At 60.7% G+C, this 26,390-nt stretch carries 26 protein-coding genes; 14 read left to right on the top strand and 12 right to left on the bottom strand.

Annotated elements, in window-relative coordinates; all coding sequences use genetic code 11:
* Positions 1 to 68 precede the first annotated feature (68 nt).
* From rsfS to AC1DRN_RS01590, 11 genes are all read left to right on the top strand, one after another.
* Positions 69 to 563 (top strand): ribosome silencing factor, encoded by a 495-nt coding sequence (gene rsfS / locus AC1DRN_RS01640; RefSeq protein ID WP_110658309.1) that lies wholly within the window; start codon positions 69 to 71, stop codon positions 561 to 563.
* A gap of 9 nt (positions 564 to 572) precedes the next feature.
* A complete protein-coding gene (rlmH, locus tag AC1DRN_RS01635; protein ID WP_003185785.1) occupies positions 573 to 1,040 on the top strand; it encodes a 23S rRNA (pseudouridine(1915)-N(3))-methyltransferase RlmH in 468 nt (155 codons plus the stop codon).
* A 10-nt stretch (positions 1,041 to 1,050) separates the two neighbouring features.
* On the top strand, positions 1,051 to 2,946 hold the full coding sequence (mrdA, locus tag AC1DRN_RS01630; RefSeq protein WP_223460899.1) for a penicillin-binding protein 2: 1,896 nt from the start codon (positions 1,051 to 1,053) through the stop codon (positions 2,944 to 2,946).
* A 31-nt stretch (positions 2,947 to 2,977) separates the two neighbouring features.
* On the top strand, positions 2,978 to 4,081 hold the full coding sequence (gene rodA / locus AC1DRN_RS01625) for a rod shape-determining protein RodA (RefSeq protein WP_108216488.1): 1,104 nt from the start codon (positions 2,978 to 2,980) through the stop codon (positions 4,079 to 4,081).
* A gap of 17 nt (positions 4,082 to 4,098) precedes the next feature.
* On the top strand, positions 4,099 to 5,109 hold the full coding sequence (gene mltB / locus AC1DRN_RS01620) for a lytic murein transglycosylase B (RefSeq protein ID WP_223460901.1): 1,011 nt from the start codon (positions 4,099 to 4,101) through the stop codon (positions 5,107 to 5,109).
* Positions 5,109 to 6,119, top strand: a complete 1,011-nt coding sequence (locus tag AC1DRN_RS01615) for a septal ring lytic transglycosylase RlpA family protein (protein ID WP_223460903.1) — start codon at positions 5,109 to 5,111, stop codon at positions 6,117 to 6,119. Before mltB ends, AC1DRN_RS01615 begins: the two co-directional genes overlap by 1 nt.
* 186 nt (positions 6,120 to 6,305) lie before the next feature.
* On the top strand, positions 6,306 to 7,463 hold the full coding sequence (locus AC1DRN_RS01610) for a D-alanyl-D-alanine carboxypeptidase family protein (protein ID WP_223460905.1): 1,158 nt from the start codon (positions 6,306 to 6,308) through the stop codon (positions 7,461 to 7,463).
* A gap of 87 nt (positions 7,464 to 7,550) precedes the next feature.
* A complete protein-coding gene (locus AC1DRN_RS01605) occupies positions 7,551 to 7,826 on the top strand; it encodes a DUF493 domain-containing protein (protein ID WP_007990615.1) in 276 nt (91 codons plus the stop codon).
* The gene (gene lipB / locus AC1DRN_RS01600; protein WP_223460907.1) at positions 7,826 to 8,473 is read left to right on the top strand and encodes a lipoyl(octanoyl) transferase LipB; all 648 of its coding nucleotides are present in this window, start codon (positions 7,826 to 7,828) and stop codon (positions 8,471 to 8,473) included. Before AC1DRN_RS01605 ends, lipB begins: the two co-directional genes overlap by 1 nt.
* A 25-nt stretch (positions 8,474 to 8,498) precedes the next feature.
* Entirely contained in the window at positions 8,499 to 9,497 is a 999-nt protein-coding gene (lipA, locus tag AC1DRN_RS01595; protein WP_160385797.1) for a lipoyl synthase, read from the top strand.
* 172 nt (positions 9,498 to 9,669) lie between these two features.
* Positions 9,670 to 10,620, top strand: a complete 951-nt coding sequence (locus AC1DRN_RS01590; RefSeq protein WP_223460909.1) for a S66 peptidase family protein — start codon at positions 9,670 to 9,672, stop codon at positions 10,618 to 10,620.
* 136 nt (positions 10,621 to 10,756) lie between these two features.
* Here AC1DRN_RS01590 and AC1DRN_RS01585 read toward each other — a convergent pair whose 3' ends face one another.
* The 5 genes from AC1DRN_RS01585 to leuS form a co-directional block, all read right to left on the bottom strand.
* Positions 10,757 to 12,079, bottom strand: coding sequence for a lytic murein transglycosylase (locus AC1DRN_RS01585; protein ID WP_223460911.1), 1,323 nt, complete (start codon positions 12,077 to 12,079; stop codon positions 10,757 to 10,759).
* A gap of 62 nt (positions 12,080 to 12,141) precedes the next feature.
* Positions 12,142 to 12,306 (bottom strand): alternative ribosome rescue factor ArfA, encoded by a 165-nt coding sequence (gene arfA, locus AC1DRN_RS01580; protein ID WP_223460913.1) that lies wholly within the window; start codon positions 12,304 to 12,306, stop codon positions 12,142 to 12,144.
* Between the two features lie 112 nt (positions 12,307 to 12,418).
* Entirely contained in the window at positions 12,419 to 13,456 is a 1,038-nt protein-coding gene (holA, locus tag AC1DRN_RS01575) for a DNA polymerase III subunit delta (RefSeq protein ID WP_223460916.1), read from the bottom strand.
* A gap of 39 nt (positions 13,457 to 13,495) precedes the next feature.
* Positions 13,496 to 14,101: an LPS-assembly lipoprotein LptE gene (locus AC1DRN_RS01570; protein WP_223460918.1), complete on the bottom strand. Its 606-nt coding sequence runs from the start codon at positions 14,099 to 14,101 to the stop codon at positions 13,496 to 13,498.
* A gap of 87 nt (positions 14,102 to 14,188) precedes the next feature.
* A complete protein-coding gene (leuS, locus tag AC1DRN_RS01565; protein WP_223460920.1) occupies positions 14,189 to 16,795 on the bottom strand; it encodes a leucine--tRNA ligase in 2,607 nt (868 codons plus the stop codon).
* Positions 16,796 to 17,076: 281 nt separating this feature from the next.
* Here leuS and AC1DRN_RS01560 point away from each other — a divergent pair, with 281 nt between their 5' ends.
* Both AC1DRN_RS01560 and AC1DRN_RS01555 read left to right on the top strand, forming a co-directional pair.
* A complete protein-coding gene (locus AC1DRN_RS01560) occupies positions 17,077 to 17,397 on the top strand; it encodes a hypothetical protein (protein ID WP_223460922.1) in 321 nt (106 codons plus the stop codon).
* Between the two features lie 104 nt (positions 17,398 to 17,501).
* Positions 17,502 to 18,263, top strand: coding sequence for a YdcF family protein (locus AC1DRN_RS01555; RefSeq protein WP_223460924.1), 762 nt, complete (start codon positions 17,502 to 17,504; stop codon positions 18,261 to 18,263).
* A gap of 59 nt (positions 18,264 to 18,322) precedes the next feature.
* Here AC1DRN_RS01555 and lnt read toward each other — a convergent pair whose 3' ends face one another.
* From lnt to miaB, 5 genes are all read right to left on the bottom strand, one after another.
* The gene (gene lnt / locus AC1DRN_RS01550; RefSeq protein ID WP_223460926.1) at positions 18,323 to 19,846 is read right to left on the bottom strand and encodes an apolipoprotein N-acyltransferase; all 1,524 of its coding nucleotides are present in this window, start codon (positions 19,844 to 19,846) and stop codon (positions 18,323 to 18,325) included.
* Between the two features lie 8 nt (positions 19,847 to 19,854).
* The gene (locus tag AC1DRN_RS01545; protein ID WP_223460928.1) at positions 19,855 to 20,694 is read right to left on the bottom strand and encodes an HlyC/CorC family transporter; all 840 of its coding nucleotides are present in this window, start codon (positions 20,692 to 20,694) and stop codon (positions 19,855 to 19,857) included.
* A gap of 5 nt (positions 20,695 to 20,699) precedes the next feature.
* Positions 20,700 to 21,194 (bottom strand): rRNA maturation RNase YbeY, encoded by a 495-nt coding sequence (gene ybeY / locus AC1DRN_RS01540; RefSeq protein ID WP_223460930.1) that lies wholly within the window; start codon positions 21,192 to 21,194, stop codon positions 20,700 to 20,702.
* Positions 21,187 to 22,194 carry a PhoH family protein gene (locus AC1DRN_RS01535; protein WP_223460932.1) on the bottom strand — a complete coding sequence of 336 codons (1,008 nt, stop codon included), beginning with the start codon at positions 22,192 to 22,194 and terminating at the stop codon, positions 21,187 to 21,189. The genes ybeY and AC1DRN_RS01535 overlap by 8 nt, the downstream gene beginning before the upstream one ends.
* A 215-nt stretch (positions 22,195 to 22,409) precedes the next feature.
* A complete protein-coding gene (miaB, locus tag AC1DRN_RS01530; protein WP_223460934.1) occupies positions 22,410 to 23,738 on the bottom strand; it encodes a tRNA (N6-isopentenyl adenosine(37)-C2)-methylthiotransferase MiaB in 1,329 nt (442 codons plus the stop codon).
* A gap of 133 nt (positions 23,739 to 23,871) precedes the next feature.
* Between miaB and AC1DRN_RS01525 the strand changes: the two genes are divergently transcribed.
* Complete coding sequence (locus AC1DRN_RS01525; RefSeq protein ID WP_003185742.1) at positions 23,872 to 24,201, top strand: DUF1820 family protein; 330 nt, start codon at positions 23,872 to 23,874, stop codon at positions 24,199 to 24,201.
* A 123-nt stretch (positions 24,202 to 24,324) separates the two neighbouring features.
* On the opposite strand, the gene AC1DRN_RS01520 is transcribed toward AC1DRN_RS01525, so the two are convergent.
* Together AC1DRN_RS01520 and hemL are read right to left on the bottom strand one after the other, a co-directional pair.
* Positions 24,325 to 24,879: a tetratricopeptide repeat protein gene (locus tag AC1DRN_RS01520; protein ID WP_223460936.1), complete on the bottom strand. Its 555-nt coding sequence runs from the start codon at positions 24,877 to 24,879 to the stop codon at positions 24,325 to 24,327.
* A 224-nt stretch (positions 24,880 to 25,103) separates the two neighbouring features.
* Complete coding sequence (gene hemL, locus AC1DRN_RS01515; protein WP_223460939.1) at positions 25,104 to 26,387, bottom strand: glutamate-1-semialdehyde 2,1-aminomutase; 1,284 nt, start codon at positions 26,385 to 26,387, stop codon at positions 25,104 to 25,106.
* Positions 26,388 to 26,390 lie beyond the last annotated feature (3 nt).

Genomic DNA, 26,390 nt, shown 5'->3' with positions numbered 1-26,390 from the left:
GAGTGCTTCAAGGCACGTGGCAACAACGTGTATCGAAGCCCCGAACATACGAGCAAAACGAGTTTTATATGACGAGCAACAACGAAACCAAAGTAAAACGCAAAGGCACGTTCAAGAGCGCCCCGCTGCCTGAGAAAGTCCTCGCTGCCGAGCCGCCTAAAGGCGACGAGCTGGTCAAGATCGCCGTAGCCGCCCTGGAAGACGTCAAGGCCCAGGACGTGCTGGTGATCGATGTTCGCGACAAGCAGAGCATCACCGACTACATGATCATCGCCACCGGTACCTCCAACCGCCAGATCGGCGCGATGCTGGACAAGGTCCGCGAAGCGGTCAAAGCCCTGGGCATCAAGCCGCTGGGTGAAGAAGGCAAGGGCGATAGCGACTGGGTGCTGCTGGACATGGACGACGTGATCGTCCACATGATGACTTCCAATGCACGCCAGTTCTACGACCTGGAGCGCCTGTGGAAAGGTGCCGAGCAGAGCCGCGCGGCCGATGGCAAACACCACAGCCCTGAAGTTGGTCACGAGCACTTCAACAAGCTCAACAAAGACCAGGAATAAGGGACCGCTGTGCGACTGCGACTGATCGCCGTCGGTTCACGCATGCCCAAATGGGTGGAAGAAGGCTGGCATGAATATGCCAAGCGTCTTCCGTCCGAGCTGGCGCTGGAACTGGTGGAAATACCGCTCAATACCCGTGGCAAGAACGCCGACGTGGCTCGCTTCATCCGTCAGGAAGGCGAAGCCATGCTGGCCAAGGTCGGGCCGAACGAGCGGATTGTCACTCTCGAAGTCCACGGCAAGCCCTGGAGCACCGAGCAGCTGGCGGTCGAGCTCGATCGCTGGCGGCTGGACTCGCGTACGGTCAACTTCATGGTCGGCGGCCCCGAAGGGCTGGCGCCGGAAGTCTGTGCCCGGGCTGACCAGCGCTGGTCGTTGTCGCCGCTGACCTTGCCGCACCCGCTGGTGCGGATCCTGATCGGCGAACAGTTGTACCGTGCCTGGACCGTGCTGTCCGGTCACCCTTACCACAAGTAGCTCTGCCCTCATGTCCCAGCCGATCCGCATCAAGGACCACGAAAAAGACGCCCGTCTGGTGCGTGGCCGCGTCGTGTTCGGGGCCATTGCAGTGGTGGCGCTGATTGGCGTGCTGATCGCGCGCCTGTATTTCCTGCAGGTGATCCAGTACGAGTACCACTCGACCCTGTCGGAAAACAACCGCGTCCATGTGCAGCCGATTCCGCCGCCCCGTGGCTTGATTTTCGACCGCAATGGCGTGGTGATTGCCGATAACCGGCCGAGTTTCAGCCTGAGCATGACCCGCGAGCGTTCCGGCGACTGGCAGCAGGTGCTCGACGTGATCGTCGAAGTGCTGCAACTGACGCCCGAGGACCGGGTGATCTTCGAGAAGCGCATGCGTCAGGGCCGCCGGCCGTTCGAGCCGGTGCCGATCCTGTTTGAGCTGACCGAAGAGCAGATTGCGCGCATCGCCGTGAACCAGTTCCGCCTGCCAGGCGTAGAAGTGGTCGCGCAACTGGTCCGTCACTATCCGCAGGGTGCGCATTTTGCGCACTCGGTGGGTTACATGGGGCGGATCAACGAGAAAGAGTTGAAGACTCTGGATCCGGTGAGTTACAGCGGCACCCATCAAATTGGCAAAACCGGCATCGAGCGTTTCTACGAGCCTGAATTGCACGGCCAGGTGGGTTACGAGGAAGTCGAGACCAACGCCCGGGGCCGCGTATTGCGCGTGCTCAAGCGTACCGATCCGATTCCCGGCAAGGACATCGTCCTGAGCCTGGACATCAAATTGCAGGAAGCCGCCGAAGCTGCGCTGGGTGGTCGTCGTGGTGCGGTGGTAGCGCTGGACCCGAAAACCGGTGAAGTGCTGGCGATGGTCAGCCAGCCGAGTTTCGACCCGAACCTGTTCGTCACCGGCATCAGCTCCAGGGCCTATTCCGAGCTGCGCGATTCCATCGACCGGCCGTTGTTCAACCGCGTGCTGCGTGGCCTGTACCCGCCGGGCTCGACCATCAAGCCGGCGGTGGCGATTGCCGGCCTGGATTCCGGCGTGGTGACCGCTTCGACCCGAGTGTTCGACCCTGGTTACTACATGCTGCCCAACTACGACCATAAATACCGTAACTGGAACCGTACCGGCGACGGTTTTGTCGACCTCGATACGGCGATCATGCGTTCTAACGACACCTACTTCTATGACCTGGCCCACAAGCTGGGGATCGATCGGTTGTCGTCGTATCTGTCCAAGTTCGGCATCGGTCAGAAGGTTTCCCTGGATATGTTCGAGGAGTCGCCGGGTCTGATGCCGACCCGCGAATGGAAGCGTGCGACCCGCCGGCAGGCTTGGTTCCCGGGTGAAACGCTGATTCTGGGGATCGGTCAGGGCTACATGCAATCGACCCCGTTGCAACTGGCCCAGGCCACCACACTGGTGGCCAACAAAGGCATCTGGAATCGTCCGCACCTGGCCAGGACCATCGAAGGCGAGAAGCCAGTGGACCCTAACCCGATGCCGGACATTATCCTGCGCGACCCGTCGGACTGGACCAAGGTCAACCACGGCATGCAGCAGGTTATGCATGGTGCCCGGGGTACGGCGCGCAAAGCCTCGATCGGCGCGCAATACCGAATCGCCGGCAAGTCGGGTACGGCCCAGGTGGTCGCGATCAAGCAGGGTGAAAAGTACGACCGCTCCAAGGTCCAGGAGCGTCACCGTGACCACGCCTTGTTCGTCGGCTTCGCGCCGGCCGACGACCCGAAAATCGTGGTGTCGGTGATGGTCGAGAACGGCGAGTCCGGCTCCGGCGTCGCAGCTCCTGTGGTGCGTCAAGTCATGGATGCCTGGCTCCTGGACCAGGACGGTCGGTTGAAGCCCGAATACGCCAGCCCTATCAGTGCAGAGGCTACCGCCCGTGATGAATAACTTCGATCGCATGCTCTCCAGCGAGGATGTGATGCGTCGCCGTGCGACGCTGCTGCAACGCCTGCACATCGACGGCCCATTGTTGATCCTGCTGCTGACTCTCGCCGCCGGCAGCCTGTTCGTGCTGTATTCGGCCAGTGGCAAAAGCTGGGATCTGCTGGGCAAGCAAGCCACTTCGTTCGGCATCGGCCTGGTGTCGATGATCGTCATCGCCCAGTTCGAGCCGCGCTTCATGGCGCGCTGGGTGCCGCTGGGCTACGTGGTCGGGGTAATGCTGTTGCTGGTGGTGGACATCATGGGCCACAACGCCATGGGCGCCACCCGCTGGATCAACATTCCCGGGGTGATCCGCTTCCAGCCCTCGGAATTCATGAAAATCCTGATGCCGGCGACGATCGCCTGGTACTTGTCCAAACGCACCTTGCCGCCCCAGCTCAAGCATGTGGGCGTCAGCCTGATGCTGATCGGCGTGCCGTTCATTCTGATCGTGCGTCAACCGGACCTCGGCACTTCGCTGCTGATCCTGGCCGGCGGCGCTTTCGTATTGTTCATGGGTGGCTTGCGCTGGCGCTGGATCCTCGGCGTACTGGCCGCCGCCGTGCCCGTGGCGGTTGCCATGTGGTTCTTCATCATGCACGACTACCAGAAGCAGCGAATTCTGACGTTCCTCGATCCGGAGAGCGATCCGCTTGGTACGGGCTGGAACATCATCCAGTCCAAGGCCGCCATCGGTTCCGGCGGTGTGTTCGGCAAGGGCTGGTTGCTGGGCACCCAGTCGCACCTGGACTTCCTGCCGGAAAGCCACACCGACTTCATCATTGCAGTAATGGGTGAAGAATTCGGCCTGGTGGGGATCTGCGCGCTGTTGCTGATCTACCTGCTGTTGATCGGCCGCGGACTGGTGATTACCGCCCAGGCGCAGACATTGTTCGGCAAGTTGCTCGCGGGCAGCCTGACCATGACGTTTTTTGTTTATGTTTTCGTCAACATCGGTATGGTCAGTGGCCTGTTGCCGGTGGTGGGGGTGCCGTTGCCGTTCATTAGCTACGGAGGAACTTCGCTGGTGACGCTGCTGTCAGCGTTTGGGGTTTTGATGTCGATCCATACCCATCGCAAGTGGATCGCACAGGTTTGAATAAGGTGAAACTTTCAATGCAAGTAATGCGTGGCTGGGTGACTCGGTATGCGCCATGGGTCGGCCTGGTAAGCATCCTTGGCACCGTGCAGGAAGCGTTGGCCGGCGACTACGAAGGCTCACCCCAGGTGGCCGAATTCGTCGGTGAAATGACCCGCGACTATGGTTTCGCCGGTGAACAATTGATGGGCGTGTTCCGCGAAGCCGAGCGCAAGCAGTCGATTCTGGACGCCATTTCGAAACCCGCCGAACGGGTCAAGCAGTGGAGCGAATATCGCCCGATGTTCATCACCGATGCGCGCATAGCCCGGGGTGTGGATTTCTGGCGTCAGCACGAAGCGGTGTTGGCCCGTGCCGAGCAGGAATACGGCGTTCCGGCCCAGGTGATAGTCTCGATCATCGGCGTTGAAACCTTTTTCGGCCGTAATACCGGAAATTTCCGGGTGATCGATGCCTTGTCGACCCTGGGTTTCGACTATCCTCCCCGTGCCGAGTTTTTCCGCAAGGAATTGCGTGAGTTCCTGCTGCTGGCCCGCGAAGAGCAGGTCGATCCGTTGACGCTCAAAGGCTCTTACGCCGGCGCAATGGGGTTGCCGCAATTCATGCCGAGCAGTTTCCGCGCCTATGCGGTGGATTTCGACGGTGATGGCCATATCAACATCTGGACCAACCCCGACGATGCCATTGGTAGTGTCGCCAGTTACTTCAAGCGTCATGGCTGGGGCGCCGGCGAACCGGTGGTCAGCCGTGCCGATGTCCGTGGCGATCAGGTCGACGAGGGTTTGACCGCAGGAATCGAACCAACGAAAACCGTCGGGGAGTTGCGAGCCCTGGGGTGGTCAAGTCATGATGCGCTGCGCGATGATATGCCGGTTACCGCTTTCCGCCTGGAAGGCGACAATGGCTCCGAGTACTGGATGGGCCTGAAGAATTTTTACGCGATCACGCGTTATAACCGCAGCGTGATGTACGCCATGGCCGTACATCAACTGTCTGAACAGCTGGTCCAAGCACGGGGCGTCAAGTAATGCGGGCATTGCCTATCAATAAACCCCTGAAGTTGATGGCATTCGCCGCGTTGGCTGTGCTGGTCGCCAGTTGTTCGACCAGCCGCGCGCCAGCCCAGAAGTCCACCACCGCCGTGCGCTCGACGCCGGGGCTGGACATCAACCGTGCCCACAAGGATGGCGCGCCATGGTGGGATGTCGATGTGTCGCGCATCCCGGACGCCACGCCGACCCTGCATACCGGCCCGTACAAGGCCAGCCCGTACTCGGTACTGGGCAAAACCTATTTTCCGTTGCAAGAATCCAAGACGTACGTGCAGTCGGGTACGGCGTCCTGGTATGGCACCAAGTTCCATGGTCAGAACACCGCCAACGGCGAAGTCTATGACCTGTACGGCATGAGTGCCGCACACAAGACCTTACCGCTGCCGAGTTACGTTCGGGTGACCAACCTGGACAACAACAAGAGCGTGATCCTGCGCGTCAACGATCGTGGGCCGTTCTACTCGGACCGGATCATCGACCTGTCATACGCGGCCGCCAAGAAACTCGGTTATGCCGAGACCGGTACCGCGCGGGTCAAGGTCGAGGGCATCGATCCACAACAGTGGTGGGCCGCCAAGGGCCGTCCGGCGCCTTTAATGCTCAACGAGCCGCAAGTCGCGCAGAATAGCGCCCCGGTGATCACGGCCTCGGCCGGCACCGTCGAGCAATGGACACCACCGCCGCAGCAACACGCCGCAGCCGTTGTGCCCGTACAACTTGCTGACGCAAAAAAAAACGCTTCTGCACCAGCCTCTGGCCAGTATCTGCAGGTGGGCGCGTTCGCCAACCCGGACGCTGCAGAACTCCTGAGATCGAAGCTCAGCGGGATGGTGAGCGCTCCGGTGTTCATCAGCTCGATCGTGCGCAATCAGCAGACCCTGCATCGGGTTCGCCTGGGCCCGATCGGATCGCCGGGTGAAATCCAGCAGGTGCAGAACAGTGTGCGCCTGGCCAATCTCGGTTCGCCAAGTGTTGTGACTGAGTAAAACGTAGAACTTGATTGACGGTTCGTCTGCAGTTTTGGGGGATGAACCAGGTTGTTGGCTCGTCGAAGAACAAAAGCCCGGCAAAGGGTGGCTGGAGTGAGCAACTGAACACGCGATGACTCGTTAGAAAGTCATCTGATTAAATTTTGCCTTCGGGCAGTTTCCATTAGCGATTTCGAGAGACGGATGAACATCACCACCTTTGCCAAACGCCTGTGCCTTCTAGTCCCGCTGCTCCTCTCTCCAGCCGCCTTCGCGGTCGAGATGATGCCGTCGCCACCGCAACTGGCTGCCAAGGCCTACGTGCTCATGGATGCCAGCAGCGGCAACGTGCTGGTCGAGAACAATGGTGATCAGCGTCTGCCGCCGGCCAGCCTGACCAAGCTGATGACCGCGTACATCGCGACCCTGGAAATCCGTCGCGGCCAGATCGGCGAAAACGATCCGGTGACCGTCAGCGAAAACGCCTGGCGTACCGGCGGTTCGCGGATGTTCATCAAGGTCGGTTCGCAGGTCACTGTCAGCGACCTGCTGCACGGCATCATCATCCAGTCGGGCAACGACGCCAGCGTCGCGCTCTCCGAGCACATCGCCGGCAGCGAAGACGCTTTCGCCGACCTGATGAACAAGACCGTCGCCGACCTGGGCATGACCAACACCCACTTCATGAACCCGACCGGCTTGCCAAACCCTGAGCACTATTCGTCGGCTCACGACATGGCTGTGCTGGCCCGCGCGATCATCCACGAAGACCCGGCTCACTACGCGATCTACTCGCAGAAAGAGTTCTTCTGGAACGGCATCAAGCAACCGAACCGTAACCTGCTGCTGTGGCGCGACAAGACCGTCGATGGCCTGAAAACCGGCCACACCGACGAAGCCGGCTACTGCATGGTGTCTTCGGCCGTACGTGATGGCATGCGCCTGATCGCCGTGGTGTTCGGCACCAACAGCGAAGTGGCTCGTGCCGCAGAAACCCAGAAGCTGCTGACCTACGGTTTCCGCTTCTTCGAAACCCAGACCTTCTATCAGAAGGGCGCCGAGCTGGCTCAGGCTCCAGTCTGGAAGGGCTCCACGAACCAGGTCAAGGCTGGCCTGGCTGAAGACCTGACCATGACCCTGCCCAAAGGCCAGCTGAAAAAGCTCGCTGCCAGCATGACCATGAACCCGCAGCTGGTCGCGCCAATCGCCAAGGGCGACGTGATCGGTAAAGTCGAAGTGAAACTGGACGACAAGGTCGTGCACAGCGCTGATCTGATCGCTCTGGACGCTGTCGAGGAAGGTGGTATCTTCCGCCGCATGTGGGATAGCATCCGTCTATTCTTCTACGGCTTGTTCAACTGAATTTAGTGTGCACCTGCATGGCTCCGCGTTGATCTGGCGCGCAGCCATGCCCGTCGCCACGGCTTACGCTTACGAGGCCGTTACGCCATGACCGATACCGAAGTAAAGGCGCCAAAGATCGAATTCCCGGTCACTGACTATCCCGTTAAGGTAATCAGCGATACCGGTGTGGGCAACAAGGACAAGATCATCAAGATCGTCGAGAAACACGCCAAGATCAACGATGAGCGTGTTGACGAACGCCAGAGCAGCAACGGCAAATACACCACCATTCAGTTGCACATCGTCGCGACCGACCAGGACCAGCTGTACAACATCAACAGCGAACTGCGGGCCACCGGTTTCGTGCACATGGTGCTGTGATGTCTGGCGCGCTGGGCTTTCGCGAGCTCGGCCAGATGGCTTACGAGCCGGTCTGGCATGCCATGCAACGCTTCACCAACGAACGCGGCAGCGATGCCGCCGACGAGATCTGGCTGGTAGAGCATCCACCGGTGTTCACCCAGGGCCAGGCGGGCAAGGCCGAACATTTGCTGCTCCCCGGTGATATTCCGGTAGTGCAGGTCGATCGTGGTGGCCAGGTGACCTACCATGGGCCTGGCCAGTTGGTGGCTTATCTGCTGCTGGACGTGCGCAAGCTCGGGTTTGGTGTGCGCGATCTGGTCACCCGGATGGAGCAGTGCCTGATCGAGCTGCTGGCCAGTTACGGCGTAACCGCCGTGGCCAAACCCGATGCACCGGGTGTCTACGTCGACGGGGCGAAAATCGCCTCGCTGGGTCTGCGGATCCGCCATGGCTGCTCCTTTCATGGCCTGGCCCTGAACGTGGACATGAACCTGGAACCGTTTCGACGGATTAATCCCTGCGGCTATGCCGGGCTGGCGATGACCCAGCTGAGCGATCACGCAGGATCGATTGAATTTGCCGAGGTAAGTGCCCGGCTGCGCGCGCAGCTCGTCAAACACCTCGACTATGCTGAGCAGACGACCCTGACGGGCGGAATCGACTGATATGACTACTGATGCAGTGCAAACCATGATCCCGACGCTCGATGTCACCGAGCGCCCGGCCCCGCGTCCCAAGGTAGAAGCCGGCGTCAAGCTGCGCGGCGCCGAAAAGGTTGCACGCATCCCGGTGAAGATCATCCCGACTACGGAATTGCCGAAAAAGCCGGACTGGATTCGTGTCCGCATCCCGGTTTCACCGGAAGTCGACCGCATCAAGGCCCTGCTGCGCAAACACAAGCTGCACAGCGTGTGCGAAGAGGCGTCCTGCCCGAACCTGGGCGAGTGCTTCTCCGGCGGCACCGCGACCTTCATGATCATGGGTGACATCTGCACCCGTCGTTGCCCGTTCTGCGACGTCGGCCACGGCCGTCCGAAGCCACTGGACGTCAACGAGCCGGAAAGCCTGGCCATCGCCATCGCCGACCTGAAACTCAAGTACGTGGTGATCACCTCGGTGGACCGTGATGACCTGCGTGACGGCGGTGCCCAGCACTTTGCCGACTGCATCCGCGAAATCCGCAAACTGTCGCCGAATGTGCAGCTCGAAACCCTGGTCCCGGACTACCGTGGCCGCATGGACATCGCGCTGCAAATCACCGCTGCCGAGCCACCGGATGTGTTCAACCACAACCTGGAAACCGTGCCGCGCCTGTACAAGGCCGCGCGTCCGGGCTCGGACTACCAGTGGTCGCTGACCCTGCTGCAACGTTTCAAGCAGATGATGCCGCACATTCCGACCAAGTCCGGTCTGATGCTGGGCCTGGGCGAGACCGACGAAGAAGTCATCGAAGTCATGAAGCGCATGCGCGAACACGACATCGACATGCTGACCCTCGGCCAGTACCTGCAACCGTCCCGCAGCCACTTGCCGGTGCAGCGCTTCGTGCACCCGGACACCTTCGCCTGGTTCGCCGAGGAAGGCTACAAGATGGGCTTCAAGAACGTGGCGTCCGGTCCGTTGGTACGCTCTTCGTATCACGCTGACGAGCAGGCCAAGCTGGTCAAGGCCGAGCTGATGTCGTCCTGATTCTGCGCTGTGAAAAGTGCCCGCAAGGTTTAATCGGCCTTGCGGGCTTTTTTTGCCCGTCTGACAGTGATTTCGGCCCTTTCCTGCGAACGACGGGACGATTGATCCCCTTCTGTTTGTCGCCGTTCCTGACTAATGTGTGCTTGACGCTTCTACGCTGGGAGATCCATGGATGACCGCAAGACCTGACCCCACGCTCATGCCTCACACGCCTGTACCGGCGTTGCCGATGCAAGGGTTGATCGCCGTGATCGCGCCTGCCGGCCCTGCTGCGCTGGACACCGGCAAGGCCATAGCCTGGATGCGCGCACGTGGTTACTCGCTGCGGATATTTCCCGGGGTGTTCGAGAAGGATGGCTACCTCGCCGGCAGCGACGATGTACGACTCAATGACCTGCACGCCGCGTTCACCGACCCGGAGGTCGATGCCATCATTTGCCTGCGCGGCGGATACGGCACGCCTCGGTTGCTTGATCGCGTCGATTTCCAGTTGCTGCGCCACCACGCCAAGCCATTCATCGGCTACAGCGACATCACCGCGTTGCATTTGGCGATCAGCCGTTATGCGGGTTTTGTGACCTTCCATGGCCCGCTGCTCAACGCCGATCTGCTGGGTGAGCGGCTGCCACCTACCGAATCCTCTTTTTTTAACATGCTCCGTGGGCAATGCAGGGCCGGTAGCGTGCTCACGCATCCGATTGGCCGCCCGTTGACAACGATCGTACCGGGTGTCGCTCATGGGCGCCTGCTCGGTGGCAACCTGTCGATGATTGCCGCGACGATGGGTACGCCCTACCAGATCGATGCCGAGGGCGTCATTCTGTTCATCGAAGATATCAACGAGCCGCTGTATCGCATCGACCGGTTGCTGACCCATCTGCGTCTTGCGGGAACCCTGCACAAGCTGCGTGGGGTGCTGGTGGGGGACATCGCGGGAGTTGAGGTGGTCGCGCTGGAGCGCTTGCTCAAGCAGACGTTCGAGCCATTGCCGATTCCGGTGCTGTCCGGCTGGCGCAGTGGGCATTGCAACCCGAACCTGACGTTGCCGATGGGGGCGTTGGTGCGGCTGGATGCGGGGAACAAGGAGTTGCTGTTGGAACAGGATGTGGTTACCAGGCGCTAGATATTTTTCGCCTGTCAGGCAGTCATCGCGAGCAGGCTCGCTCCTACAAAGTTTGAGGTGTACGCAAGTGGCGTGATCACCTTTGAACCTGTGGGAGCGAGCCTGCTCGCGATGGCGGTATTCGCCATACGACAAACTATCGGTTACGCAATCCTTCCAGCAATTTGTGCGTCGGGTACCCATCCGCCGGCCAGCCAAACGACTGTTGGGCGCTGCGGATCGCCTTGCGCGTGTTGGCGCCAATGATTCCGTCGGCAGTGCCGGCATCGTAGTTTTGTGTGCTCAGCAGGTTTTGCAGCTCGATCCGCTCGGTACGGCTCAGTGGCAGGTCATCCTTTGGCCACGTGCCGCTGATCAGTCCCGCGCCATTGAAGCGTTCGGACAACAGGCTCACCCCCAAGGCGTAGGAGGACGAGTTGTTGTACTTGAGGATCGCCCGGAAGTTATCGAGCACCAGGAACGCCGGTCCACGGTAACCGGCCGGCAGCAGCAGGGCCGCGGACAATTGCTCGGAGCCGGCCGGGACCTGGCTGCCGTTGGGCAGCGTAACACCCAGTTGGCGCCATTCGGCGACGCTCTTGCGAGTCGTGCCATCGGCCAGCACGTAATTGAACCCGCCTGGCAACTGCACTTCGAAGCCCCACGGCTGGCCTCTCTGCCAGCCTGAGCTTTGCAGGTAATGCGCGGTCGAGGCCAGGGCATCAGCCGAGCTGCCCCAGATATCGCGGCGTCCGTCGCCATCGAAGTCCACGGCATGGGTGTTGTAGGTGGTCGGGATGAACTGGGTCTGGCCCATGGCACCGGCCCAGGATCCGAGCATCTTCTCGGGTTCGATATCGCCTTGTTGCAGGATTTGCAGGGCGGCAATCAATTGTGCGTGGGCGAAACCGGGGCGACGGCCTTCGTAGGCCAGGGTCGCCAGCGAGTTGATCACCGACTTGCTGCCCTGGAATTGGCCAAAGTTGCTTTCCATGCCCCACACGGCCACCAGCGCCTGACGATCAACGCCGTAACGCTGCTCGATGCTTTGCAGGATGTCGGCGTACTGGTTGACCAGCGACTGGCCTTTGCGTACCCGCAGTGGCGACAAGGCGCCGTCGAGGTATTCCCACACCGGTTTTGCGAATTCCGGTTGGCTGCGATCGGCACGAATCACACTGGGGTCGAAGCTGACATCGGCGAAAGCGCGATCAAACAGATCGGCGCGGATACCGGCGGCCAAGGCATCCTTGCGGAAACCCGCCTGCCATTCAGCGAAGGTCTGGGTGGGTTGGATGTCGAGGTTCTCACCGTTCGGAACCACAGGCGGAATAACCGCCGGGGCGGTGGCGACAGGGAGGGTCTGAAGCGGCTGGGCGTCGGCGGCGGTGGGTTTTTCCGCGCAGGCGACTAGCAAAACGAGGCTGGAGGCAGCAATCAATTGGCGCAAGTGCCAACGACGGGAAAGACAAAAGGGCATGCACGGGTCCAGGGAATATGGATCAGGTGCAGACCTTAACATGTTGAGCGGATGCTTGCCTTTCAGGCCGCCAGAAAGTAAGAAGCCTCCCAGCTGTCAGACTGGAAGGCTTCGCGGCGGTAGCTGCCTTTGCCCTTGGTGGGGCGTTCCTGGCGGCTGCGGAACAATGGCCGGGCAATGATGGATTTGGCCTTGTTGGGGCCATGCTTCGATGGCTTTTTGCTCATGATGATTTCTCGCAAGTGAGTGGTTTTTGCGGGGCAAATCATCGGCCGAAGTACAGGTTCTGTCTATAGGGGCGATGGATGTGGATTTTGTAGGAAGAAAGATCTCTTGATCTCACTCGGCAGGCAACGTCAATTTTTGCCCAGCCATCAATAACGTCAACCGGCTCAAGCTCATCCACGGCGAACCCGCAGCCTGGCCCTTGATCTGTGCGTCGATACGCTGTGCTTCGAGCAAAAGCTGCGCCCAGCGTTGGGCCGAATAGCGTTGCAGGGCTTTGCTCATCAACGGTTTGCGCTTGTCCCAGACCGGAGGTTTGGCCTGGCTGAAGGCCTTGTCCAGGGGCGTGCCCTGGCTGTATTGCAGCGAAATGTTGGCCAGCAGGCGCAACTCCCGGGCCAGGGCCCAGAGAATCACCGGCGGCTCGACGCCTTCACCGCGCAAGCCTTCGAGCATGCGCAACGCATGGGCCGCTTCACCATTGAGCACCGCATCGGTCAGGCCAAAGACGTCGAAGCGCGCACTGTCGGCCACCGCCGCCTGCACGGTTTCAACGGTGATCTGACCCCCTTCGGCCATCAGTTTGAGCTTTTCGATTTCCTGGGCGGCGGCCAGCAAATTGCCCTCGACCCGCGCCGCGATCAGCTCAACGGCGTCCTGGCTGGCGGAAAGCCCGGCCTGGGACAGGCGTTGGCGGATCCAGCTTGGCAACTGGGCGACATCGACTGGCCAGATCTGCACGAACTGGGTCTGCTGTCCTTCGACCAGCGCTTTGCCCCACTTGGTTTTCTGCGCACTGCCATCGAGTTTCGGCAGGCTGATCAGCAGTACGGTGTCGTCAGCCGGGCGCGAGCAGTACTCGATCAGCGCGGCGGCACCTTTGTCGCCGGGTTTACCGGAAGGCAAGCGCAGTTCCAGCAGGCGCTTTTCGGCGAACAGCGACATGCTGGCACCGGCTTGCAGCAGCGTCCCCCAGTCGAAACTGGCGTCGGCGGCAAACACCTGGCGTTCATCGAATCCCTGCTGACGGGCGGCGGCGCGAACAGCGTCGGCCGCCTCCTGGCACAACAACGGGTCATCGCCGCTGATGATGTAGACCGGCGCAAGGGCACCTTGCAGGTGTTTGGCGAGTTGGGCGGGGGCGAGTTTCATAAGAGAGGGCGAACGGGGCGCCTGAGCGCCCCGTAAGTCTTACTGCTGCGGCAGTTCGACAGGCGACTGACGCGGGGTATCCGCTTCAGCCTTCTTTGCCGCTTCCAGTGCTGCGGCATCAGCCTTGGCCCTGGCTTCAGCCGTCTGCTGCAGCTGATCCAGTTGACCTGGGCTCAGTTGTTGCAGGCGCAGCATCATGCGCTGAACCAGCTCGCGGCGGGCTTCTGTCCGGGCCGTTGCGGCTTCCTGGTCGGAACCCACCAGGTTGTTGCCGTCGTGCATGTAGATTTTCTGCACTTCAAGCTTGTCGCTCATAAGTGGCAGGTCACCGCGACCACGGATGTCGTAGTTCAATACGGTGGTCACCTGGTACTCGCCAGCACGACCGGCACCTGCGTAGCTGAGGATGCGTTGGCTTTCCTGCTCATCGGTCAGCACCAGTTTGTAAGGTGCGCCGTTGTAGACCTTGACGCCGCTGCCCTCCAGTACCTGACGCAATTGGGTCACGGTTGGGCCGTAAGCGTTACGGGCGCTCAGGTCGAGTTCCTTGATCGCCAGTTCGTCGGTGCCGGTGCCGCGCAGCTGGAAACCGCAGGCGCTCAACAGAACCGCGAGGCCCATCACCAGCAGATTGCGTTTGATCATCTTGTTGCTCCCCTTGAAACCATGTGGGCCGATCAAGCGGCCCGAAAGGTTTTACTCGGCGCCAGGCTCACCTGGCGCCCGATCCAATTAGCTGGCGACGATATTGACCAGTTTCCCGGGCACTACGATCACTTTACGGATGGTCAGACCGTCGACGAAGCGCAGGACGTTGTCGTTGGCGCGGGCGGCGGCTTCGACTTCCTCGCGACTGGCGCTGGCGGGCATTTCGATCTGGCCACGCAGCTTGCCGTTGACCTGGATGACGAGCGTCAGGCTGTCCTGCACCAGTGCGCTGTCGTCCTGCACCGGCCAACCGGCGTCGATCACAGGATCAGCGTGACCCAGTTGATTCCACAGTTCGTGGCTGATATGCGGCGTGATCGGAGCCAGCAGCAGAGTCACGGTTTCCAGACCTTCGTGAATCAGTGCGCGATCCTGCCCGGTGCCTTGCGCGGCTTTTTCCAGCACGTTCATCAGCGTCATCACCTGGGCGATGGCGGTGTTGAATTTGTGGCTCTGGCCGACGTCCTGGCTGGCCTGCTTGATGGCCAGGTGGATCGAGCGACGAACGGCTTTCTGCTCGTCATTCAGGATGGCGACGTCCAGTTTGCCCGGCAGGCCCTGGGTGACGTGGGCTTGAGCCAGACGCCAGACACGCTTGAGGAAACGGTGCGAACCTTCCACGCCGGAGTCAGACCATTCCGCGCTCATGTCAGGCGGCGAGGCGAACATCATGAACAGGCGGCAAGTGTCTGCACCGAACTGGTCGATCATCGACTGTGGGTCGACACCGTTGTTCTTCGACTTGGCCATCTTCTCGGTGCCGCCGATTTCCACCGGCAAGCCGTCAGCTTTCAATTTGGCGCTGATAACCTTGGCCTTGCTGTCACGCTCAAGCTCGACGTCCGCCGGGTTGAACCAGGTGTAAGCGCCATTGGCTTCGCGACGATAGTAAGTCTCGGCGATCACCATGCCCTGGGTCAGCAGGTTCTTGAACGGCTCGTTGGAGCTCACCAGGCCTTCGTCACGCATCAGCTTGTGGAAGAAGCGTGCGTAAAGCAGGTGCAGGATCGCGTGTTCGATACCGCCGATGTACTGATCCACCGGCAGCCAGTGGTCGGCTGCGGATTTTTCCACGAGGCCGCCTTCAAAGTGCGGCGAGGCGTAGCGGGCGTAATACCACGACGACTCGACGAAGGTGTCCATGGTGTCGGTTTCACGCTTGGCAGGCTGGCCACATTTAGGGCAGTTGCACTCGTAGAACTCAGGCATGCGCGCCAGTGGCGAGCCGGCGCCGTCCGGCACCACGTCTTCCGGCAGTACGACCGGCAATTGATCTTCCGGTACCGGCACATCACCGCAGGTGGTGCAGTGGATGATCGGGATCGGGCAGCCCCAGTAGCGCTGACGGCTGATGCCCCAGTCGCGCAGGCGGAACTGGGTGCGCGAGGCGCCCAGTTCTTTCTTGATCAGCGCCACTTCGATGGCGTCGAAGGCACCCGCGAAGTCGAGGCCATCGAACTCGCCGGAATTGATCAGCGTGCCGTACTCGCCGTAGGCGTCTTGCCATGGCGCCGGGTTGCTGTCACCGGAACTGGTGCGCACGACCGATTTAACCGGCAGGTTGTACTTGTGGGCGAACTCGAAATCGCGCTCGTCGTGGGCCGGAACTGCCATCACGGCGCCATCGCCGTAGTGCATCAGCACATAGTTGGCGACCCATACCGGCAGTTTTTCGCCAGTCAGCGGGTGCTCGACGAACAGGCCGGTCGGCAGGCCTTTTTTCTCCTGGGTGGCGACGTCGGCTTCAGCCACGCTGCCGCCCTTGCATTCTGCGATGAACGCTTGCAGCTCAGGATTGTTCTGTGCAGCGAGGGTGGCGAGGTGGTGTTCGGCGGCCACGGCGACGTAGGTCGCTCCCATGAGAGTGTCCGGACGGGTGGTGAAGACTTTCAGCGTGCCCGCTTCGCCGATGGAATCGACGTTGTACGGGAACTGCACTTCCATGCCGCGGGATTTGCCGATCCAGTTGCGCTGCATGGTCTTGACCTGTTCAGGCCAGCCCGGCAGGTCGTCGAGGCTCTCCAGCAGCTCATCCGCGTAGGCGGTGATCTTGAAGTAGTACATCGGGATTTCGCGCTTTTCGATCAGCGCGCCGGAACGCCAGCCGCGACCGTCGATCACTTGCTCGTTGGCCAGGACGGTCTGGTCGATCGGGTCCCAGTTCACGGTGCCGCTTTTTTTGTAAATCACACCTTTTTCGAACAGGCGGGTGAACAGCCATTGTTCCCAGCGGTAGTAATCGGGCTTGCAGGTGGTCACTTCGCGCGACCAGTCCACCGCCAGGCCCAGGCTGCGCAGCTGGCTTTTCATGTAGGCGATGTTTTCGTAGGTCCACTTGGCGGGCGCTACGTTGTTCTTCATCGCGGCGTTTTCCGCCGGCATGCCGAAGGCGTCCCAACCCATGGGCTGCAGGACGTTCTTGCCTTGCATGCGCTGGTAGCGGGAGATCACGTCGCCGATGGTGTAGTTGCGCACGTGCCCCATGTGTAGCTTGCCGCTGGGGTAAGGGAACATCGACAGGCAGTAGTAAGTCTCCTTGCCTGGCTGTTCACTGACTTCAAAGGACTTTTGCTCGTCCCAGAACGACTGGGCGGCGGCTTCGATTTCACGGGGCTGATATTGTTCGTGCATGGCTACTTTTGAACTGAATAGGGGTGGCCTAATCCTCTTCAATGCAACGCTGGACGGTGAACACGCCACATTGGCGTTTTCGAGGCCCAGCCGAGCTGGAAGTGGAGTTACAGGAAGCGCCGTAGCATACATGACCGCGCTCTACCGAGGGAAACCCTGATTGCTGCCGCACGTCCTGCAAAAAGCGCTGCGAGGGCCGTTGGTCGCGGCGTTCAGCCGGTTTGTTCATGGAAGCTAAGCTCTAACTGGGGAGTAGGTCTTATCTTCCAATGAGGTGAGGGATGGTTGAGTCTCAGCAAAAAGCTACAAAACCGGAGCTGTACGAAAGGCTGATCGATCGTTTGGCCTTGGCCCTGGATGCGGCAAGGACCGCTGGCCGGTTGCGCGACGAACACCCTCTGGAACTGGAACTGCGTGGTCTGAGCCCCGCAGAGTTTGCACTGGTCAAGGCGTATCTGGATCGCAGTGAGCGTGAGACACACGGATGCTTGTCAGAGGCGGTAAAGCAACTCGACGTACCACGTTCGGCCAAGATTATCTGGCTCAAGGACAAGGCTCCCGGTAGAGACGCGGTAAAGGTCCGGTCTTTCCAGTTCAAATAGGGCACAGAGCCATGCTCCATGCATTTTTGCAGCATAGTCCTTGCGTAATGATTGTCGCATTGCGCTAACCCACTTAGGCTTCGGGCATCTCCGGGAGATGCTCAATGCCTTTTCGTTATTTCGTAAAACAACTTCTTTTGCCACCCGGCATTCTATTGCTGCTGCTTTTGCTTGCCTGGTGGTTGCGCCGATCCAGGCCAAGGCTTGCCGGTGCGTGCTTTGCGCTGGGCCTGGGGGGGTTCTGGCTGATGAGCCTGCCGGTGGTGGTGCAGTGGAGTGCCGGCCTGCTCGAGCGGGAGCCACCGCTGGCCCGCGATGAATGGGCCGTCCTGGGGCAACGCGCGGATGCGATCGTGATCCTCGGCTCGGGGCGCGAACGCGGTGACGTGGCCTGGGGCGCCGACCAGCCCACGGGCGTCGGCCTGGAGCGCCAGCGCTTTGCTGCGCGGTTGGCCAAGGCTTCCGGTCTGCCGGTGCTGACTAGCGGCGGCTTGCATTACAACACGCCGCCAAGCGAAGCGCAGATGATGGCTGACTCCTTGCGTGACGATTTTGGCGTGAGCGTGCGCTGGCAGGAAGGGCGCAGCCGCACGACCTGGGAAAATGCGCAGTTCAGCGCCGAGGTGTTGCTGCCACAGGGCGTCAAGCGTGTGGTACTCGTGACTCAGGCCTGGCATATGCCACGAGCGGTCTGGAGTTTCCGCAAGGCCGGGTTTGAGGTGGTGCCGGCGCCGGTAGGGTTTCTGGGCGGCGACAACGCGCGGCCACTGGGTGGCTGGATGCCGGAGTTCAAGGCGATCTGGCAGAACGGGCAATTGATGAACGAGGCGGTGGGGCAGATCGGTTATTCGTTGTTCTATCGCTGAGAGCTAAACCTTGTGGCGAGGGAGTTTGCTCCCTCGCCACAAGTGTTCTGTATCAATTTTTAGACGGTCTTGGCCATCCGGCTCGCAATCAGCGCCCAACCGAACAACAACACGCAGACAATGAGCAATGGCCACGAACGCCATTCCAGGTACGGCGTCAGGTTATGCATCGGCACCACTTCGCCATACAGGATGCCGCGCTCGAACTGCGGGATCTGATCGGTAATCTGACCGAACGGGTTGATCAGGCCGGATACGCCGTTGTTGGTAGCGCGGATCATCCAGCGGCCGGCCTCCAGTGCACGCATCTGCGCCATCTGCAGGTGTTGCAGGGGGCCGATGGAGGTGCCGAACCAGGTGTCGTTGCTGATGGTCAGCAGCAGGTCGCTGCGGGCGGCAAGGCTGGCGGCGAACTCCGGATAAACCACTTCATAGCAGATGAACGGCGCGATCTGATAACCCTTGGCTTGCAGCAGCGGCTGGTCGGCCGGGCCGCGAGCGAAGTCCGACATTGGCAGGTCGAAGAAAGCGATTAGTCCGCGCAGCATGTCCTGCAAGGGGACATATTCACCAAACGGCACCAGTTTTTGCTTCAGGTAAGTGCCGTCGCCTTCACCGGTAGCGGTGATGCCATTGAAGAGTCGCTTTTCGTGGCGTACTTCCATGCGCACCGGGACACCGGTAATGAACGCCGATTTACGTTCGGCCGCGAAGCTTCCCATCATGTTCAGGTAGCCCTCGGCGGACTCCTTGAGCACCGGAATCGCCGTTTCCGGCCAAATGAGCAGATCGGCGCGCCTGGAGCTGAAACTCATGTCGCGGTACAACGCCAATTGCGCGTTGAGCTGCGCCGGGTCCCACTTCATGCTTTGTTCGACGTTGCCCTGAATGGCGGCGACGCTCAGTGGCGGGCCCGACGGGCTGGTCCAGGCGTGGTGCTTGAGTGCCGTACCGACCAGCCATGGGCCGACCAGCAGTAATATACCGGCTGCGATGAAGCCTTTACGCCCTGTGCGAACCAGGCGCAAGCCGTTGTAGATCAGCGCAGCTGTCAGGGCCAGGGTAAAGGAAATCAGCCACATCCCGCCGATGGGAGCAAGCCCGGCCAGCGGGCCATCGAGCTGGCTGTAACCGGAATACAGCCACGGGAAACCTGTCAGGAACCAACCACGGAAAGCTTCCTGGCCAACCCACAGCGCAGCGAAGGCCAGTGCGTCGGCCAGCGGTGCCTCATTGCGACGCAGCCAGCGCGCCCAGATCCAGGCGGGCAGGGCAAAGAACCAGGCAATCGCCGCCGTGAAGAGCAGCATCAGGAAGCCGGCCAGCAGCATCGACGCGCCGCCGAAGTGGTGAATGCTGTAGTAGATCCAGCTGGTGCCGGCACCGAACAGGCCGAAACCGAAACACCAGCCGCGACCCAGCGCCTGGCGTGGGCTCAGTTCGCGCAAACCGGCATAGAACAGGCCGACGGCGAGCAGTGCCAGTGGCCAGATATCGAACGGCGCCAGGGCCAGGGTGGTGATTGCACCGGCCGCCACGGCCAGCAGGTTACCGGGCCAGCCGGGGCGGGTTGTCCAGCGCATTTCAATCCTTAGCGAGCAATGGGCGTCAGGCGAAGCAAGTGAATCCGACGGCTGTCGGCGTTCAGGATGCGGAAGCGGTACGGGCCGATTTCAGTGATTTCGTTACGTTTTGGCAAATGCCCGAACGCGCTCATCACCAGGCCGCCAACGGTATCGAACTCATCGTCGGAGAACTCGCTGTCGAAAAAATCGTTGAAGTTCTCGATCGGTGTCAGGGCCTTGATCAGGAAATCACCGCTGGGCAGCGGCTTGATGTAGCTGTCTTCTTCGACGTCGTGTTCGTCTTCGATGTCGCCGACGATTTGCTCCAGCACGTCTTCGATGGTCACCAAACCGGCCACGCCGCCGTACTCGTCGATGACGATGGCCATGTGATTGTGGTTGGCGCGGAATTCGCGCAGCAGCACGTTAAGGCGCTTGGATTCCGGCACGAAGGTGGCCGGACGCAGCAGGTCCTTGATGTTGAAGCTGTCGCCGTTCTCCTTGAGGATCAACGGCAGCAAGTCCTTGGCCAGCAACACGCCCATCACGTCATCGTGGCTTTCGCCGATGACCGGATAGCGGGAGTGGGCCGAGTCGACCACGGCAGGCAGGAACTCGCGGGGTGTCTGGTTCGCCTTGATGCTGACCATTTGCGAGCGCGGGACCATGATGTCCCGAACCTGCAAGTCAGCCACCTGGATGGCGCCTTCGACGATGGCCAGCGCTTCGCTGTCCAGCAGTTTGTTCTGGTGTGCATCGCGCAGCAGCTCCAGCAGCTCCTGGCGGTTTTTCGGCTCGTGGGCAAAAGCCTGGGTGAGCTTACCCAGCCATGACTTCTGCCCGTTGCTCGATCGATCTTCGCTCATAGCGATTACTCTGAATCCTTTGTTGTTTCGGTGGGGAATGCGTCGGTTTCGTCGTCCGCGTACGGATCGGGAAAGCCCAGTTCTGCAAGCAACGTTCGTTCCAGTGCTTCCATCTCTTCGGCTTCGTCGTCTTCAATATGGTCGTAACCGAGCAGATGCAAGCAGCCGTGAATCACCAGGTGTGCCCAATGGGCCCTGAGCTCCTTGCCTTGCTCGGCGGCTTCGCGCTCGACCACGGCCACGCAGATCACCAGATCGCCCAGCAGCGGGATGTCGAGGAACTCATCCGGCACATCGGCCGGGAATGACAAGACGTTGGTTGCGTAATCCTTTTGTCGCCAGGTGTGGTTCAGCTCGCGGCCTTCGGCTTCGTCGACCAGACGAATGGTCATCTCCGAATCGGCGGTGCGCTGGCGCAAAGCCAGTTCGCACCACTGGCGGAACTCGGCTTCGCTGGGGGCGCAGTCTTGGGTGGCGATTTGCAGGTCAAGCTCAAGCATCGCGGCGGCTATCCTTGGCGGCGGCATCATCGGCCGCTTTGGTTTCGAAGCGCTCGTAGGCTTCGACGATGCGCTGCACCAGTGGATGGCGCACGACGTCCTTGGGCTGGAAATGGGTGAAGCTGATCCCCGGCACATCCTTGAGCACTTCTATCACGTGGTGCAGGCCGGACTTGGTGCCGCGTGGCAGGTCGACCTGGGTGATGTCCCCGGTGATGACGGCCGTGGAGCCGAAGCCGATCCGGGTCAGGAACATCTTCATCTGCTCGACCGTGGTGTTCTGGCTTTCGTCGAGAATGATGAAGCTGTTGTTCAGCGTCCGGCCGCGCATGTAGGCCAGCGGCGCGACTTCGATCACCTGTCGTTCGATCAGCTTGGCGACGTATTCGAAGCCGAGCATTTCGTAGAGCGCGTCATAGAGCGGACGCAGGTACGGGTCGATCTTCTGTGCGAGATCGCCGGGCAGGAAGCCGAGTTTTTCACCCGCTTCGACCGCCGGACGTACCAGCAGGATGCGGCGGATCTGCTCGCGCTCCAGTGCATCGACCGCGCAGGCGACGGCCAAATAGGTCTTGCCGGTACCGGCCGGACCGATACCGAAGTTGATGTCGTTACCGAGAATTTCCTTCACGTAGCGCACTTGATTCAAGCCGCGGGGGCGAATCATACCTTTCTTGGTGCGCAGGGCCACGGACGGTTCGGCGGGGGAGTGGTTGTCCAGCTGTTCGACGGCCGATTCCTGCAGGAACAGGTGAACCATGTCCGGCGACAGCTCGGTACCCTTGGTTTCCCGGTACAGGCGGCGTAGGAGGTTTTCCGCGGAGGTGGTGTGTTTGGGTTCGCCGATCAGCTCGAACTGGTTTCCGCGATTGCGGATCTCGATGGTCAGGCGCTGTTCGATCAAGCGCAAATGCTCGTCGAATTGCCCGCACAGATTGGCGAAGCGACGAGCTTCAAAAGGCTCGAGGATGAAACGATGTGGTTCTATGGGTGCGTTCAAGGTCGTATTTAGCCGCCCTGGGGAAATAGTGATGAATCAAGGATAGCGCCAGTGGCGTGGGCGCGAAAGCTCTTATACAGACCAAGTTGATTCGCTGGTCTGACGCTATCCCTGTGGGAGCGAGCTTGCTCGCGATGGCGGCGTGACAGTCGATACCTTTGCTGAATGTCAGATCGCAATCGCGAGCAAGCTCGCTCCCACAGGGGTATGCGGTGTTATTGGATCAGCGAACCCCGCAGCGAATGCGGCTGCGCGGCATCGATGTGCACGTCCGCGAACTGGCCGATCAGGGTCGGATTGTCGCAGCGGAAGTTGACGATACGGTTATTCTCGGTCCGGCCCTGCAGCTCGCCCGGGTCCTTTTTCGAGTAATCGGTCACCAGGATCCGCTGGATCGAGCCGACCATTTGTCGGCTGATCTCGAAACCTTGCTGGTTCAAGCGGTGTTGCAGGGCATTCAGGCGCTCTTTTTTCAGCTCTTGCGGCGTGTCGTCGGCCAGATCGGCGGCCGGTGTGCCCGGGCGCTGGCTGTAGACGAACGAGTAGGAAAAGTCGAAGCCGACGTCGGTAATCAGCTTCATGGTTTGCTCGAAGTCTTTCTCGGTCTCGCCCGGGAAGCCGACGATGAAATCCGAGCTGATGCAGATCCCCGGCACGGCGGCGCGCAGTTTGCGCAGTTTGGATTTGTATTCCAGCGCGGTGTGGTTGCGCTTCATCGCGGCGAGGATGCGGTCCGAGCCCGACTGCACCGGCAAGTGCAGGTGCTTGACCAGTTCCGGCACGTCGGCGTGGGCCTGGATCAGGCTGTCGGAGAACTCCAGTGGGTGCGACGTGGTGTAGCGGATGCGGTCGATACCATCGACCGCGGCGACCACGCGGATCAGTTCGGCCAGGTCGGCCAGGCGCCCATCATGAGTAGTCCCACGATAGCCGTTGACGTTCTGCCCCAGCAGCGTCACTTCCCGCACGCCGTTTTCGGCCAGGTGGATGATCTCGGCAATCACGTCGTCGAACGGCCGGCTGACTTCTTCGCCGCGGGTGTAGGGCACCACGCAGAACGTGCAGTACTTGCTGCAACCTTCCATCACCGACACGTAAGCGCTCGGGCCGTCGATGCGCGGTTCGGGCAGATGGTCGAATTTTTCGATTTCCGGGAACGAGACGTCGACTTGCGGCAGCTTGCTGATGCGCGCGGCGTCGATCATTTCCGGCAGACGGTGCAGGGTCTGCGGGCCGAAGACCACGTCGACGTACGGCGCGCGATCACGGATGGCCGCGCCTTCCTGGCTGGCCACGCAACCGCCGACGGCGATCACCATGTCCGGGTTGGCCAGCTTCAGTTCGCGCCAGCGGCCGAGCTGCGAGTAGACGCGATCCTGGGCACGTTCGCGGATTGAGCAAGTGTTGAGCAGGATCACGTCGGCGTCTTCAGCACGGGCGGTGACTTCCAGGGCCTGATGTTCGCCCAGCAGATCGACCATGCGCGAGCTGTCGTACTCGTTCATCTGGCAACCGTGGGTTTCGATGTAAAGCTTCTTGGCCATGGAAAGAGTCATCACCTGATTCAAAGAACCGCACATTATAGGGAACATGTCCCGTGGTTCCTACCGTTGCGCGTCCGGCGGACGTGCTATAGTTTGCGCCCTCATTTTTACCCCGATGTGTTACCCGCCCACCATGACCAAACGTGAAGCTCCAATCTACAAGGTGATTTTCCTCAATCAGGGCCAGGTGTTCGAAATGTACGCCAAGCAGATCTATCAAAGTGATCTGTGGGGCTTTCTGGAAGTGGAAGAGTTCGTCTTTGGCGAGCGTACGCAAGTGGTCGTCGATCCGAGCGAAGAAAAGCTCAAGGCTCAGTTCGAAGGCGTGGTGCGCAGCTTTGTGCCGATGCATTCGATCGTGCGTATCGATGAAGTCGAGCGTCTGGGGACACCGAAAATCAGCGAAGCCCGTGGCGCGGTCGGCAATGTCATGCCGTTTCCGATGCCAATGCCTGAGAAGTAAATCTCAAGATCGAGTTGCCCCCATCGCGAGCAAGCTCGCTCCCACAKTTGATCTTCCAAACGCTGGAGATCAACTGTGGGAGCGAGCTTGCTCGCGATGGGGCCAGTCAGATCAACACAGGAATCAGGGTAGAGGCGCGAAAGGCGTACGCCCGTCAGCGCTCTGCAACTCCATCAAATATTTACGGAAAATTTGCCCGAGCACCTGGGTGGCGACTTCGAGTTCTTCGCGGGGCATTTTTTCGGTGACTTCGTCGGCGGTGTCCAGTGCATCTTCGGCACCGTTGACCGCCGCCATCTTCAGCAGGATGTACGCCTGAACGTTATTGGCCGGCACGCCTTCGCCGCGGAAGAACATGGTGCCGAGCTTGAATTGCGCCTGGGCGTGGCCCTGCAGCGAGGCTTTTTCGAAATAGCTCAGGGCTTGATTGAGGTCGCGCGGCGCGTTTTTGCCTTCGTAGTAGAACTCACCCAACTCGTATTGCGCTTGTGCATCCCCTTCATCCGACGCTTTCTGGCAGGCGGCGAGCGCCTGTTCCAGGTCTTGTGGCTGGGTATTGAGGGTGCAGCGACCCATCGCTGGGATTAACAACGAGTTGCCGCCTGCTTGTGCGTGCGCGAGCAGGGGCTGAAGAAGCAACAGGCAGCCCAGTGCAAGGGTGCGGCCGGTGCGGTTCATGGGAATCGACTTACCTCTGAAGGGCGCGCGGACCCATCGAGGGATCCAATAAGCGCGCATTATGAAATAAGCAGGGGCAACCTTACAAAGTCTTTACTCGTTTTTCTGCTGCGCGGGAAATATATCACCCGTTTTGCGGGGGATTTTTGCTGAACGCGCAGGAATACAGGCGGGCGTGTAGGTGAAAGCTGACGCTGGCAATGGCCAACGTCAGCTTCAGGGGCTTACTTCAAGGCAGCGAAGGCGCGTTCGGCGGCGTCCAGGGTCAGCTTCAATTCAGCTTCGCCGTGGGCGATCGAGGTGAAGCCGGCTTCGAATGCACTCGGTGCCAGGTAGACGCCACCTTCCAGCATCAGATGGAAGAAGCGACCGAACAGGGCAGCGTCGCTGGCCATGACGTCATCGAAGGTGACGATGTCATCGGCGCCGCTGAAATACAGGCCGAACATGCCGCCGGCCTGGGTGGTCACGAACGGAATGCCGGCCGCATCGGCGCGCTGTTGCAGACCGTCGAGCAGGCGAGTGGTGTAGTCGGTCAGCTCGGCATGGAAACCCGGGCGGCTGATCAGGCGCAGGGTGGTCAGGCCGGCGGCCATCGCCAGAGGGTTACCGGACAGCGTGCCGGCCTGGTAGACCGGGCCCAGCGGAGCGATGCGCTGCATGATTTCGCGCTTGCCGCCGAAGCAGCCGACCGGCATGCCGCCACCGATGATCTTGCCGAAGGTGGTCAGGTCCGGTGTCACGCCGTAGTACGCCTGGGCACCGCCGAGGGCGACACGGAAACCGGTCATCACTTCGTCGAAAATCAGCACCACGCCGTGCTTGTCGCACAGAGTCCGCAGGCCTTCGAGGAAGCCCGGAGCAGGCGGTACGCAGTTCATGTTGCCGGCCACTGGCTCGACGATGATGCAGGCTACGTCCTGGCCGACTTCGGTCAGCATGCTCTCAACGGCATCGATGTCGTTGAACGGCAGGGTCAGGGTGTGTTTGGCAAATGCTGCCGGTACACCGGCCGAGCTCGGTACGCCTTGGGTCAGTGCACCGGAACCGGCCTTGACCAGCAGGCTGTCGGAGTGACCGTGGTAGCAGCCTTCGAACTTGATGATGCTGTCGCGGCCGGTGAAGCCACGGGCCAGGCGGATAGCGCTCATGGTCGCTTCGGTGCCGGAGCTGACCATGCGCACCATTTCCATCGACGGCACGAGCGAGCAGACCAGGTCGGCCATCTGCGTTTCCATCTCGGTCGGGGCGCCGTAGGACAAGCCGTGCTCAAGCTGTTTGCGCACCGCGTCCAGCACGTCCGGGTGGCTGTGGCCGAGGATCATCGGGCCCCAGGAACCGACGTAATCCACATAGCGCTTGTTGTCTTCGTCGGTGACGTAGGCGCCTTCGGCGTGCTTGAAGAACAACGGCGTGCCACCGACGCTCTTGAACGCGCGAACCGGCGAGTTCACGCCACCGGGAATGTGTTTTTGGGCATTGGCAAACAGCGTTTCGGAACGAGACATGGT

The organism is Pseudomonas sp. P5_B3, assembly GCF_056400405.1.
Note: the sequence above shows the minus strand (reverse complement) of the source record. Positions and strands in the feature narration are given on the sequence as shown.

Coding starts and splice junctions, on each gene's coding strand:
- rodA (WP_108216488.1), top strand. CDS start 2,978: ATGCGTCGCCGTGCGACGCTGCTGCAACGCCTGCACATCGACGGCCCA.
- AC1DRN_RS01615 (WP_223460903.1), top strand. CDS start 5,109: ATGCGGGCATTGCCTATCAATAAACCCCTGAAGTTGATGGCATTCGCC.
- miaB (WP_223460934.1), bottom strand. CDS start 23,738: ATGGCCAAGAAGCTTTACATCGAAACCCACGGTTGCCAGATGAACGAG.
- holA (WP_223460916.1), bottom strand. CDS start 13,456: ATGAAACTCGCCCCCGCCCAACTCGCCAAACACCTGCAAGGTGCCCTT.
- AC1DRN_RS01555 (WP_223460924.1), top strand. CDS start 17,502: ATGCCTTTTCGTTATTTCGTAAAACAACTTCTTTTGCCACCCGGCATT.
- leuS (WP_223460920.1), bottom strand. CDS start 16,795: ATGCACGAACAATATCAGCCCCGTGAAATCGAAGCCGCCGCCCAGTCG.
- rsfS (WP_110658309.1), top strand. CDS start 69: ATGACGAGCAACAACGAAACCAAAGTAAAACGCAAAGGCACGTTCAAG.
- mltB (WP_223460901.1), top strand. CDS start 4,099: ATGCAAGTAATGCGTGGCTGGGTGACTCGGTATGCGCCATGGGTCGGC.
- AC1DRN_RS01610 (WP_223460905.1), top strand. CDS start 6,306: ATGAACATCACCACCTTTGCCAAACGCCTGTGCCTTCTAGTCCCGCTG.
- AC1DRN_RS01585 (WP_223460911.1), bottom strand. CDS start 12,079: ATGCCCTTTTGTCTTTCCCGTCGTTGGCACTTGCGCCAATTGATTGCT.
- AC1DRN_RS01605 (WP_007990615.1), top strand. CDS start 7,551: ATGACCGATACCGAAGTAAAGGCGCCAAAGATCGAATTCCCGGTCACT.
- hemL (WP_223460939.1), bottom strand. CDS start 26,387: ATGTCTCGTTCCGAAACGCTGTTTGCCAATGCCCAAAAACACATTCCC.
- AC1DRN_RS01545 (WP_223460928.1), bottom strand. CDS start 20,694: ATGAGCGAAGATCGATCGAGCAACGGGCAGAAGTCATGGCTGGGTAAG.
- lipB (WP_223460907.1), top strand. CDS start 7,826: ATGTCTGGCGCGCTGGGCTTTCGCGAGCTCGGCCAGATGGCTTACGAG.
- lipA (WP_160385797.1), top strand. CDS start 8,499: ATGATCCCGACGCTCGATGTCACCGAGCGCCCGGCCCCGCGTCCCAAG.
- AC1DRN_RS01590 (WP_223460909.1), top strand. CDS start 9,670: ATGACCGCAAGACCTGACCCCACGCTCATGCCTCACACGCCTGTACCG.
- ybeY (WP_223460930.1), bottom strand. CDS start 21,194: ATGCTTGAGCTTGACCTGCAAATCGCCACCCAAGACTGCGCCCCCAGC.
- mrdA (WP_223460899.1), top strand. CDS start 1,051: ATGTCCCAGCCGATCCGCATCAAGGACCACGAAAAAGACGCCCGTCTG.
- arfA (WP_223460913.1), bottom strand. CDS start 12,306: ATGAGCAAAAAGCCATCGAAGCATGGCCCCAACAAGGCCAAATCCATC.
- AC1DRN_RS01520 (WP_223460936.1), bottom strand. CDS start 24,879: ATGAACCGCACCGGCCGCACCCTTGCACTGGGCTGCCTGTTGCTTCTT.
- AC1DRN_RS01525 (WP_003185742.1), top strand. CDS start 23,872: ATGACCAAACGTGAAGCTCCAATCTACAAGGTGATTTTCCTCAATCAG.
- AC1DRN_RS01570 (WP_223460918.1), bottom strand. CDS start 14,101: ATGATCAAACGCAATCTGCTGGTGATGGGCCTCGCGGTTCTGTTGAGC.
- AC1DRN_RS01560 (WP_223460922.1), top strand. CDS start 17,077: ATGGTTGAGTCTCAGCAAAAAGCTACAAAACCGGAGCTGTACGAAAGG.
- lnt (WP_223460926.1), bottom strand. CDS start 19,846: ATGCGCTGGACAACCCGCCCCGGCTGGCCCGGTAACCTGCTGGCCGTG.